Consider the following 12,522-nt stretch of genomic DNA (forward strand, 5'->3'; position numbering starts at 1 on the left):
TTGGATAACATCGATAGCCTCTGGAATCAGGCACTCGGAAAAATTGAGAAAAAGATCAGTAAACCAAGCTTTGAAACTTGGCTTAAATCAACTAAAGCTTATTTACTTCAAGGTGACATCTTAACAGTCACCGCTCCCAATGAATTTGCTAGGGATTGGCTTGAGGAACGTTATTCTCACCTTATTTCTGATGTTTTATTCGAACTGACCGGCGAAGAATTGGAAGCGAAGTTCATTATTCCGCCCAATCAGGAAGATGATGACTTTTCCGCTCCCGTTCAGCCTAAAAAGATAAAAAAACAGGATAAGGAAAACAATCCATTTCCACAGCATATGCTTAACTCGAAAAATACCTTCGATACGTTTGTCATTGGCTCCGGCAATCGTTTTGCCCATGCTGCGTCTCTCGCTGTCGCAGAAGCACCCGCCAAAGCCTATAACCCGTTGTTTATATATGGAGGAGTAGGGCTTGGTAAGACTCATTTAATGCATGCCATTGGTCATTACGTACTTGAGCATAATCCAAAGGCAAAAGTCGTTTATCTATCCTCTGAAAAATTCACGAATGAATTCATCAATTCGATCCGGGATAATAAGGCCGGGGAATTTCGTGATAGATATCGTACGGTAGATGTTTTATTAATTGATGATATTCAATTCCTAGCAGGAAAAGAACAAACTCAAGAAGAGTTTTTCCATACATTCAATGCCTTGCATGAAGAAAGTAAACAGATCGTCATCTCGAGTGATCGTCCACCCAAAGAGATTCCAACACTTGAAGATCGTCTCCGTTCCCGCTTTGAATGGGGCTTGATTACGGATATTACGCCACCTGACTTAGAAACGAGGATTGCCATTTTACGTAAAAAGGCCAAGGCGGAAGGACTCGATATTCCGAATGAAGTAATGCTTTATATAGCCAACCAAATCGATTCGAACATCAGGGAGCTTGAAGGTGCACTTATTCGTGTTGTCGCCTATTCTTCGCTGATCAATAAAGATATTAATGCTGATTTAGCTGCTGAGGCTTTGAAAGACATCATTCCAAGCTCAAAACCTAAAATAATCACGATCTTGGAAATTCAAAAAACGGTCGGTGAGCATTACAGCGTAAAACTTGAGGACTTCAAAGCGAAAAAGAGGACTAAATCCGTAGCTTTTCCAAGACAGATTGCTATGTACCTCTCCCGGGAAATGACCGACTTTTCGCTTCCTAAAATAGGCGATGAATTCGGAGGGCGAGACCATACGACCGTTATCCATGCCCATGAAAAAATCTCGAAACTTATGCAAACGGATACCCAGCTGCAACGTCAGGTCAAGGAAATCCAGGATCAATTGAAGGTATAATAGATTCTGGATAATGTGTATAACTGATGACTACTTACACACAGTCTGTCCACATGTGGATAGACTGTTTTATCTTAGCTTCAACCGGGTTATCCACATATCCACAAGCCCTACTACTATTACTACTATCTTTTTTAAATAAAATTATTAATAAATATGCCATTTAGGCAATTAAAATTGGAGGATGGAACATGAGATTCGTAATTCAAAGAGATCGATTAGTTCATAGTGTCCAAGAAGTAATGAAAGCTATCACATCGAGAACGACGATTCCTATTTTAACGGGGATAAAAATAAGTGTGACAACAGAAGGAGTTACCTTAACAGGAAGTGACTCGGATATTTCCATACAGTCATTTATTCCAGCTGAAGTAGATGGTGATGAAATCGTCGAAGTTAAAAGCAGCGGTGGAATTGTCCTTAATGCACGCTTTTTCAGTGAAATCGTCAAAAAACTACCGATGGATACAGTAGAAATCGAGGTCCAAAATAATTTTCAAACGATCATCCGGTCTGGTAAAGCTGAATTTAACTTAAATGGATTAGATCCAGAAGAATATCCTCATTTACCGATCATTGAAGAAGAAAATATCTTCAAACTTCCAACGGATCTTTTAAAAACACTGATTCGTCAAACCGGGTTTGCAGTGTCCACCTCAGAAACACGACCTATCTTAACAGGTGTAAACTTGAAGGTTCAGGATGACGAATTAACCTGTATTGCAACAGATAGCCATAGATTGGCCATGAGGACAGCTAAAATTGAGAACAAGATTAACGGAGCTTATAGTGTCGTCATTCCAGGGAAAAGCCTAAGCGAGTTAAGTAAGATTCTGGATGATACGAATGAACTTATAGAAATCGTCATCACGGATAACCAAGTCTTATTCAAAGCAGAAAACCTATTGTTCTTCTCACGTCTACTTGAAGGAAACTACCCGGACACTTCCCGATTGATTCCAACCGATAGCAAAACGGATGTGACAGTCCATACAAAAGACTTCCTGCAAGCGATTGATCGGGCATCTTTATTAGCTCGAGAGGGAAGAAATAATGTGGTTAAACTAACAACCATAGAGGGTCGCATCATCGAAGTGTCTTCCAATACACCAGAAATAGGTAAAGTGAGCGAGGAAGTACAAGCTGAAGCCATCGAAGGGGAAGACTTGAAAATATCCTTCAGTGCAAAATTTGTCATGGATGCATTAAAGGCATTAGAAGGATCCGATATCAAAATAAACTTTACTGGTGCTATGCGTCCATTTGTCATCCGACCGTTACATGATGAATCAATGCTCCAATTAATCCTGCCAGTAAGAACTTACTAAAATAATATTTCACAAAATTAAAGACCTGCTACCGGGTCTTTAATTTTTTAGCCCAAATGTATGGGGAGACAAGGATTAGCCAAGACTGCAACCTATGCAAAGAAGGTACAATCTGTTAAATAAAGGATAAGCAAAAGCTATACTTTGTCTTAATCCAATTTATTTAGTAAAATAAAGTATTAAAGACTACTTAGAAATGAGTGAGGCACCTAATGGACTCAATAAAAATAAGCACGGAATATATTACGCTAGGACAATTCTTGAAGTTGGCCGATTTAATTCAAAGCGGCGGCATGTCAAAATGGTTTTTAAGCGAATATGAGGTTTTCATCAACGGCGAATTAGATGTGAGACGAGGCAGAAAGTTACGGTCAGGCGATAAAATCGAAATCCCTGAATTCGGCACCTTCACAATAACAAGCTAAAACATAAGGGAAGAGCGGATTATGTACATTGAAAAAATAAGTTTGAAAAACTACCGCAACTATACCGAATTAGACCTTACCTTTGAAAATAAGGTCAATGTAATCCTTGGGGAAAATGCCCAAGGAAAAACAAATGTAATGGAATCCATTTTCGTATTAGCAATGGCAAAATCCCACCGTACCTCAAATGACAAAGAACTTATTCGCTGGGATGAAGAGTATGCTAAAATAGAAGGCAGAGTAAGAAAGAGAAATACATCAATCCCACTTGAGCTGACCATTTCGAAAAAGGGTAAAAAGGCGAAGTGCAACCATATTGAACAGAGAAAATTAAGTCAGTATGTCGGCAATATGAATGTGGTCATGTTTGCTCCTGAGGACTTGAATCTCGTAAAGGGAAGTCCTCAAGTCAGACGCCGTTTTATAGATATGGAAATTGGCCAGGTTTCTCCTGTATACCTTCATGATATGAGCCAATATCATAAAATACTTCAACAAAGAAATCATTACTTAAAGCTTCTGCAGACCCGTAAACAAAAGGACGAGGCGATGCTTGATGTATTAACTGACCAGATTATTCAGTATGCAGCGAAAATTGTCGAAAGAAGGTTTCACTTTCTTTCTAAGCTTCAGCAATGGGCAGAGCCGATTCATTCAGGGATCTCCAGGAATCTAGAAGTATTGAAAATCCAATATAAGCCGTCGCTTGATGTATCAGAATCCATGAATTTGACGAAAATAATAGAAGTATACACAGAAAAATTTGATAAAATAAAGGCAAGAGAAATTGAGCGGGGTGTAACCTTGATAGGACCTCACCGGGATGATTTGACTTTTTATGTAAATGATCGTGATGTCCAGACCTATGGTTCCCAGGGACAGCAGCGTACGACTGCGTTATCTTTGAAACTTGCTGAAATTGAATTGATTCATGAGGAAATCGGTGAGTATCCGATTTTACTATTGGATGATGTGTTATCGGAACTTGACGATTATCGTCAAACTCATTTACTAAATACGATACAAGGAAAAGTGCAGACGTTTGTGACGACACCTTCTATCGATGGAATCGATCATCAAACCCTCAGAGAAGCGTCCACCTTTTATGTGAGTCAAGGAAGTATAAAAAAGCTTAAATAACGAGGTGAAAGCATGTATCTCCATATTGGTGAGGATATTCTTGTGAAAACGGATGATATCATAGCTATTTTAGATAAAAAGATGCTTCACTCCTCTCCCATAATCGATGAATTCTTGGAGAAAAGGGTAGATGTGATCTCTCATTTAACAAAAAACTCGATTAAATCGATTGTAGTGACAGAAAAGCAGGTCTATTATTCACCGCTTGCCTCGGTCACCCTGAAAAAACGCTCGCTGCAGTCACCTTCCTTAATCGATGAATAAATGCTCTATAGATTATTGTTATCCTTTAAAGTGATAAATGCCAAAAGAAAAGTGTAGGTGGATACGTATGACAATGGAACAAAAAGAAGTACAAGCTCAGGCATACGATGAGAATCAGATACAGGTTTTAGAAGGCTTAGAAGCAGTACGTAAGCGTCCCGGCATGTATATCGGTACCACATCTGCAAAAGGACTTCACCATCTTGTTTGGGAAATTGTCGATAATAGTATTGATGAAGCGCTAGCAGGTTTTTGTGATGAAATAAAAGTGACAATTGAAAAGGACAACAGTATTACTGTTGTCGATAATGGTCGTGGTATACCAGTGGGTATACATGAAAAAATGGGTCGTCCTGCAGTAGAAGTAATCATGACTGTACTTCATGCTGGCGGGAAGTTCGGCGGCGGAGGCTATAAGGTTTCCGGAGGTCTGCATGGTGTAGGTGCCTCAGTCGTAAATGCCCTATCGACAGTGTTAGAAGTATTTGTTCATCGTGACGGAAAAATACACTATCAACAATTTAATCGCGGTGTACCTAAAGAGGACCTAAAGGTTATCGGAGAAACTGACCATACGGGTACAACGGTCCACTTTGTTCCGGATAAGGAAATATTCACGGAATCCATAGAATATGATTTTGATACGCTGGCAACTCGTATCCGAGAGCTCGCTTTCCTAAATAAAGGATTGAAGCTGATCATTGAAGATAAGCGTGAAGAAGAGGAAAAAATCAAGGAATTCCACTATGAAGGTGGAATTAAGTCATATGTAGAGCATTTGAACCGTTCTAAAGAAGTACTCCATGAAGAACCCATTTTCATGGAAGGTGAAAAAGATGGCATTTCTATCGAGTTAGCTCTTCAATACAATGATAGCTATATTAGTAACCTTTTTTCTTTTGCCAATAATATTCATACCTATGAAGGCGGTACGCATGAATCAGGTTTCAAGACTGCGTTGACCCGCGTAATCAATGATTACGCTAGGAAAAACGGACTTTTGAAGGAAGCGGATAATAATTTCTCTGGTGAAGATGTGCGTGAAGGATTAACCGCAATCATATCGATTAAGCACCCTGAGCCCCAATTCGAAGGGCAAACGAAAACAAAACTGGGGAACTCTGAAGTCAGGACTGTAACGGATTCCATTCTTTCCGAAAGGTTGGATTCCTTCTTATACGAAAACCCTGCAGTCGCCAGAAAAATCATAGATAAAGGGCTTATGGCTGCAAGGGCAAGAATGGCTGCCAAGAAAGCACGTGAGTTAACAAGAAGAAAAAGTGCATTGGAAGTCTCCAATCTACCGGGTAAACTGGCGGATTGTTCGTCCAAGGATCCTAGTATCAGCGAATTGTACATCGTGGAAGGAAACTCTGCCGGAGGATCTGCCAAACAAGGCCGTGACCGCCACTTCCAAGCTATTTTGCCACTACGGGGTAAAATTTTAAACGTTGAAAAAGCGCGATTGGATCGAATTCTTCATAATGAGGAGATTGGTACGATTATTACTGCACTTGGAACGGGTATTGGCGATGAATTCAATATTGAAAAGGCAAGATATCATAAAATTGTCATCATGACCGATGCGGATGTAGATGGTGCCCATATTAGAACGTTGATGCTGACATTCTTCTACCGCTATATGAGAAAAATCATCGAATATGGTTATATCTATATCGCCCAGCCACCTCTTTTCAAGATTCAACAGGGGAAAAAGGTGGATTATGCCTATAATGACCGGGAGCTTGAAACAATAATGGCAAGCCTTCCAAGCACACCGAAGCCTAACCTACAGCGCTATAAAGGGCTGGGGGAAATGAATCCAGAACAACTATGGGATACGACCATGAGCCCTGACACGAGAACGTTGCTTCAGGTTAGTTTAAAAGATGCCGTTGAAGCGGATGAAACGTTCGAGATGCTCATGGGGGATAAGGTTGAACCACGTCGAAATTTCATTGAAGAAAACGCGATTTATGTAAAAAATCTAGATATTTAATTTGTTTAACAGGATGATCTTATATCCTGTTCTTTACATAGTTCACGACCCGATCCAAAAATGAAAGTATAAGCTTTATAAAGGAGGTTGGCTCCATGTCAGAAATAGAAAGATCAGGTGTGCAAGAGATAAATATAAGCAAGGAAATGCGGACGTCCTTTTTGGATTATGCCATGAGTGTTATTGTAGCTCGGGCTTTGCCTGATGTAAGGGATGGCTTGAAACCGGTGCACCGGAGAATTCTTTATGCAATGAATGATCTTGGGATGACGTCGGATAAACCATTTAAAAAATCAGCCCGTATTGTAGGTGAAGTAATCGGTAAGTATCATCCTCATGGTGATTCTGCTGTGTATGAAACGATGGTCCGGATGGCGCAGCCCTTTAACTATCGTTATATGCTTGTCGACGGTCATGGGAACTTCGGATCTGTCGATGGTGACCAAGCGGCTGCAATGAGGTATACGGAAGCAAGGATGTCGAAAATATCGATGGAATTGCTTCGTGATTTAAACAAAGATACAGTTAGCTTCCAAGATAACTATGATGGTTCGGAAAGAGAGCCTGCTGTTATGCCGGCTCGTTTCCCAAACTTATTAGTGAATGGTTCTTCAGGGATAGCTGTCGGAATGGCAACCAATATCCCTCCTCACCAATTAGGCGAGGTAATTGATGGCGTATTGGCATTAAGTAAAAATCCAGAAATTACGATTCCAGAGTTGATGGAACACATTCCTGGACCCGATTTCCCGACTGCAGGGCTTATATTAGGCCGGAGTGGTATCAGGAAAGCCTATGAAACAGGAAAAGGTTCAATCATTCAACGTGCTAGAGTTGAAATCGAAGAGAAATCCAATGGTAAACAAGTCATTATCGTTAAGGAAATCCCTTATCAAGTGAACAAGGCAAGATTGATAGAAAAAATTGCCGAGCTTGCTCGGGATAAGAGGATTGAAGGCATAACCGATCTACGGGATGAGTCGGATCGTAACGGTATGAGAATTGTCATGGAGCTTAGGAAAGACGTAAATGCGAATGTCCTCCTAAATAATTTATACAAACATACTGCCATGCAAACGACTTTTGGAATTAACCTGCTTGCTTTGGTAAACGGTCAGCCTAAGGTCTTGAACTTGAAGGAATGCCTGTATCATTACTTGGAACATCAAAAGATTGTCATTCGTCGTAGAACGGAATTTGAACTGCGTAAAGCGGAAGCTCGGGCCCATATACTAGAGGGATTACGAGTAGCACTTGATAATTTGGATGCAGTCATTGCATTAATCCGTGGTTCACAGACTACTGAAATAGCTAGAGAAGGGTTAATGACTCAATTCTCGCTTTCAGAAAAGCAAGCCCAAGCTATTTTGGATATGCGTTTACAACGCTTAACTGGTTTGGAACGAGAAAAAATTGAAGAAGAGTATCAAGCCTTGATGGCATTGATCGCAGAATTCAAAGCGGTCTTGGCCAATGAAGAGAAGGTTCTTGAAATCATTCGTGAAGAGCTTCTAGAAATAAAAGAGCGTTTCAATGATAAGAGGAGAACTGAAATTACATTAGTAGGCTTTGAAAGTCTGGAAGATGAGGATTTAATCCCTGAAGAAAATATTATCGTGACCCTAACGCATAATGGATATATCAAAAGGTTACCTGCCACTACGTATCGTAGTCAAAAACGTGGAGGGCGAGGCATACAAGGTATGGGTACAAATGCTGACGACTTTGTCGATCATCTGTTAACGACATCGACTCACGATACATTATTATTCTTCACCAATAAAGGGAAAGTCTATCGTTCTAAAGGATATGAAATACCTGAATATGGACGGACAGCAAAAGGGCTCCCTCTTATCAATCTGTTAGAAGTTGATAAAGGAGAATGGGTCAATGCAATCATTCCAGTGAGGGAATTCACTAATGATTGGTACTTGTTCTTCACAACAAGACACGGTATATCTAAGCGTACACCGTTGTCATCCTTCGCTAATATCCGAAATAATGGATTGATAGCTGTAGGTCTCCGTGAAGATGATGAACTGATTTCGGTTCGACTCACGAATGGAGAAAAGCAAATTATCATCGGTACTAAAGCGGGAATGATGATTCGTTTCCCAGAAACCGATGTCCGTACAATGGGACGTACAGCTGCTGGGGTAAAAGGGATTTCCTTAAGAGCCTCCGATGAAGTAATCGGCATGGAGATTTTGGAAGAAGATGAAGAAGTACTGATTGTTACGAAAAATGGTTATGGAAAGCGGACAAACGCTGAGGAATACCGTATCCAAAGCCGTGGTGGTAAAGGTATCAAAACTTGTAATGTCACAGAGAAAAACGGTGAGCTTGTTGCCGTGAAAACCGTTACAGGGGAAGAAGAAGACTTGATGCTGATTACAGCTGCCGGTGTATTGATCCGAATGGAAGTTGAAGGAATTTCTAAGACAGGTCGTAATACACAGGGTGTTAAGCTTATCCGTCTTGAGTCTTCGGAAAATGAATATGTTTCGACTGTGGCTATCGTTGGACGTGAAGAGGAAGAAGAAGAACTTCTTGAACCAGTAGAAGGCATCGATGAAGATGCTCCTGTTGAGGAGTCAGTTCAAGACGCTGGTGAAACTGCAGTGAACGATGAAACTGAAATAGATGTAGATACAGATACAGATACGGAAGAATAAAAAGGTGTAGCAAAGGGGACCCAGGCTAATTTAGCTGGGCCTTTTTTTGTTGTACATACACCAATGTGGTTATAAATGCCTAACTTATTTTTTGAATCATTGAATGATTAATGGGTAATTTATCATAAAAAGATGGATATCTCCGTAAATTTCTAGTAAAATAGTCTGTGTTAAATAACTGTTACAGAGGTGAACAGTTTTGCTGGTGAAAACCGACTTTTTAGTAGAAGGTTGCATACTTTCAAAAGATATTAAGGGATACATGGGCCACCCTATCATGAACAAGAAAACGATATTGACTTCTGAATTGATAGAAGTCTTGAAAGTCTTCTTAATACAAGAAGTTAGTGTTGAAAAGATGTTGATTGACGGAGAAAGATTTATCCCGAAGGAAATCATTGATAAGGAACTAGACGATACAGAAGATTCCTCCGACTTCATCACCCACTATTTAAAAACTGTCCAAACCTATAAGCAGCTTTTTAAAAATTGGCAGGCAGGTAGTAAAGTCGAAGTGGCCATCATTCGGTCGTCTCTTATCCCTCTAGTGGTTAAAGCATTGGAAGAACCTAGTGCTATCCTGAAGCTTCATCATTACAGCAATAAAGAAGATTATATCTATCACCATGCTATATCAACTGGCTTAATAGGAGCACTCATCGCGTTTAAAATGAAATGTGAGTTAGCTGATATCTACCAAGTAGCTCTTGGTGGGTGCTTGGCTGACTGTGGGATGGCCAAACTCCCCCCCAGCATTTTCAATAAAGCCACAAGCTTGTCTTTGGAAGAGAATGAAGAGGTCCAGAATCACCCCATTTCCAGTTATCAAATGATTAAAGATAGTTCAATCATTACGGATAGCGTGAAGCTAGCAGTACTAGAGCATCACGGGAGGTTGGATGGGAGCGGGTATCCTCACAAGATGAGAGCGAAAACTATGCATCTATTCTCGAAAATAATAGCAGTGGCGGATGTTTTTCATGCAATGACATCCGAAAGAGTCTATAGAAAGAAACAGCCGCCGTTCAAAGTAGTGGAAATGATTCTCCATGATAGTTTTGGCCAATTTGACATTACGGTCGTTCAAGCGCTTTTAGCTTGCTTCTCCAGTTTTGCGGTTGGGACCAAAGTCAAATTAAATGATGGTTCCATAGCTGAGATCATGTTCATAAATGCTAATTCACAAACTAGGCCACTGGTTCGTTTATATGATAATGGTGATATAATTGATTTGGGATCCAATAGGGAAATATATATAGAGGAAATCCTATAATTTATGGGTAGCTTACTAGATTAATTAGTAAGCCTCCTTATAAAAGGGTGACGATTCAAGGTGAACCTATTGGTCATTTTATTTTATTTTAAAATAACACTTGCAATTAGTAGCGATAATAGATATACTAATTAAGTCGACAGCGAGTTAATAAAAAGTTGTTGACAACAAATAATATATTTGATATATTATTAAAGTCGCTTCAGGGCGATTGAATAATTGCTCTTTGAAAACTGAACAAAACAAAGCGCCAACGTAAATTTTGAGTGAGCACACACTATAAAAAAGCAAAATGAGCAAGTCAAACATTTCTTCGGAGAGTTTGATCCTGGCTCAGGACGAACGCTGGCGGCGTGCCTAATACATGCAAGTCGAGCGAATCGATGGGAGCTTGCTCCCTGAGATTAGCGGCGGACGGGTGAGTAACACGTGGGCAACCTGCCTATAAGACTGGGATAACTTCGGGAAACCGGAGCTAATACCGGATATGTTCTTTTCTCGCATGAGAGAAGATGGAAAGACGGTTTCGGCTGTCACTTATAGATGGGCCCGCGGCGCATTAGCTAGTTGGTGAGGTAATGGCTCACCAAGGCGACGATGCGTAGCCGACCTGAGAGGGTGATCGGCCACACTGGGACTGAGACACGGCCCAGACTCCTACGGGAGGCAGCAGTAGGGAATCTTCCGCAATGGACGAAAGTCTGACGGAGCAACGCCGCGTGAACGAAGAAGGCCTTCGGGTCGTAAAGTTCTGTTGTTAGGGAAGAACAAGTACCAGAGTAACTGCTGGTACCTTGACGGTACCTAACCAGAAAGCCACGGCTAACTACGTGCCAGCAGCCGCGGTAATACGTAGGTGGCAAGCGTTGTCCGGAATTATTGGGCGTAAAGCGCGCGCAGGTGGTTCTTTAAGTCTGATGTGAAAGCCCACGGCTCAACCGTGGAGGGTCATTGGAAACTGGGGAACTTGAGTGCAGAAGAGGAAAGTGGAATTCCAAGTGTAGCGGTGAAATGCGTAGAGATTTGGAGGAACACCAGTGGCGAAGGCGACTTTCTGGTCTGTAACTGACACTGAGGCGCGAAAGCGTGGGGAGCAAACAGGATTAGATACCCTGGTAGTCCACGCCGTAAACGATGAGTGCTAAGTGTTAGAGGGTTTCCGCCCTTTAGTGCTGCAGCTAACGCATTAAGCACTCCGCCTGGGGAGTACGACCGCAAGGTTGAAACTCAAAGGAATTGACGGGGGCCCGCACAAGCGGTGGAGCATGTGGTTTAATTCGAAGCAACGCGAAGAACCTTACCAGGTCTTGACATCCTCTGACACTCCTAGAGATAGGACGTTCCCCTTCGGGGGACAGAGTGACAGGTGGTGCATGGTTGTCGTCAGCTCGTGTCGTGAGATGTTGGGTTAAGTCCCGCAACGAGCGCAACCCTTGATCTTAGTTGCCAGCATTCAGTTGGGCACTCTAAGGTGACTGCCGGTGACAAACCGGAGGAAGGTGGGGATGACGTCAAATCATCATGCCCCTTATGACCTGGGCTACACACGTGCTACAATGGATGGTACAAAGGGCTGCAAACCTGCGAAGGTAAGCGAATCCCATAAAGCCATTCTCAGTTCGGATTGTAGGCTGCAACTCGCCTGCATGAAGCCGGAATCGCTAGTAATCGCGGATCAGCATGCCGCGGTGAATACGTTCCCGGGCCTTGTACACACCGCCCGTCACACCACGAGAGTTTGTAACACCCGAAGTCGGTGAGGTAACCTTTATGGAGCCAGCCGCCTAAGGTGGGACAGATGATTGGGGTGAAGTCGTAACAAGGTAGCCGTATCGGAAGGTGCGGCTGGATCACCTCCTTTCTAAGGATAATACGAGAGCGCTTTTGTTTTGTTCAGTTTTGAATGAGTAATTCATTCCTAAATAATATCCCACAATAAGCTTGGAAAGCAGAAGCTTATTATTTTATGTGAATGGGCCTATAGCTCAGCTGGTTAGAGCGCACGCCTGATAAGCGTGAGGTCGATGGTTCGAGTCCATTTAGGCCCACCATTCATTCCCTTTTAAAT

Annotated in this window: 8 protein-coding genes, 1 tRNA gene and 1 rRNA gene; all 10 read left to right on the forward strand. The window is 41.7% G+C overall.

Features of this window, described 5'->3' with window-relative positions:
• The 10 genes from dnaA (at position 1) to AC503W_RS00050 (ending at position 12,505) form a co-directional block, all read left to right on the forward strand.
• The gene (gene dnaA, locus AC503W_RS00005) at positions 1-1,350 is read left to right on the forward strand and encodes a chromosomal replication initiator protein DnaA (protein WP_402869917.1); all 1,350 of its coding nucleotides are present in this window, start codon (positions 1-3) and stop codon (positions 1,348-1,350) included.
• Between the two features lie 191 nt (positions 1,351-1,541).
• Positions 1,542-2,678, forward strand: a complete 1,137-nt coding sequence (gene dnaN / locus AC503W_RS00010; RefSeq protein ID WP_402869915.1) for a DNA polymerase III subunit beta — start codon at positions 1,542-1,544, stop codon at positions 2,676-2,678.
• A gap of 212 nt (positions 2,679-2,890) precedes the next feature.
• On the forward strand, positions 2,891-3,103 hold the full coding sequence (yaaA, locus tag AC503W_RS00015) for a S4 domain-containing protein YaaA (protein WP_402869913.1): 213 nt from the start codon (positions 2,891-2,893) through the stop codon (positions 3,101-3,103).
• A 21-nt stretch (positions 3,104-3,124) separates the two neighbouring features.
• A complete protein-coding gene (recF, locus tag AC503W_RS00020) occupies positions 3,125-4,243 on the forward strand; it encodes a DNA replication/repair protein RecF (RefSeq protein WP_402869912.1) in 1,119 nt (372 codons plus the stop codon).
• A 12-nt stretch (positions 4,244-4,255) separates the two neighbouring features.
• Complete coding sequence (gene remB, locus AC503W_RS00025) at positions 4,256-4,507, forward strand: extracellular matrix regulator RemB (RefSeq protein WP_402869910.1); 252 nt, start codon at positions 4,256-4,258, stop codon at positions 4,505-4,507.
• Between the two features lie 73 nt (positions 4,508-4,580).
• Positions 4,581-6,506 (forward strand): DNA topoisomerase (ATP-hydrolyzing) subunit B, encoded by a 1,926-nt coding sequence (gyrB, locus tag AC503W_RS00030; RefSeq protein WP_402871286.1) that lies wholly within the window; start codon positions 4,581-4,583, stop codon positions 6,504-6,506.
• A gap of 95 nt (positions 6,507-6,601) precedes the next feature.
• Positions 6,602-9,181 carry a DNA gyrase subunit A gene (gene gyrA, locus AC503W_RS00035; RefSeq protein WP_402869908.1) on the forward strand — a complete coding sequence of 860 codons (2,580 nt, stop codon included), beginning with the start codon at positions 6,602-6,604 and terminating at the stop codon, positions 9,179-9,181.
• Positions 9,182-9,458: 277 nt separating this feature from the next.
• Positions 9,459-10,454: an HD-GYP domain-containing protein gene (locus AC503W_RS00040; RefSeq protein WP_402869907.1), complete on the forward strand. Its 996-nt coding sequence runs from the start codon at positions 9,459-9,461 to the stop codon at positions 10,452-10,454.
• 310 nt (positions 10,455-10,764) lie between these two features.
• A 16S ribosomal RNA gene (locus AC503W_RS00045) occupies positions 10,765-12,315 on the forward strand.
• A 113-nt stretch (positions 12,316-12,428) separates the two neighbouring features.
• A tRNA-Ile gene (locus AC503W_RS00050) sits at positions 12,429-12,505 on the forward strand.
• Positions 12,506-12,522 lie beyond the last annotated feature (17 nt).

The organism is Peribacillus suis (assembly GCF_059384845.1).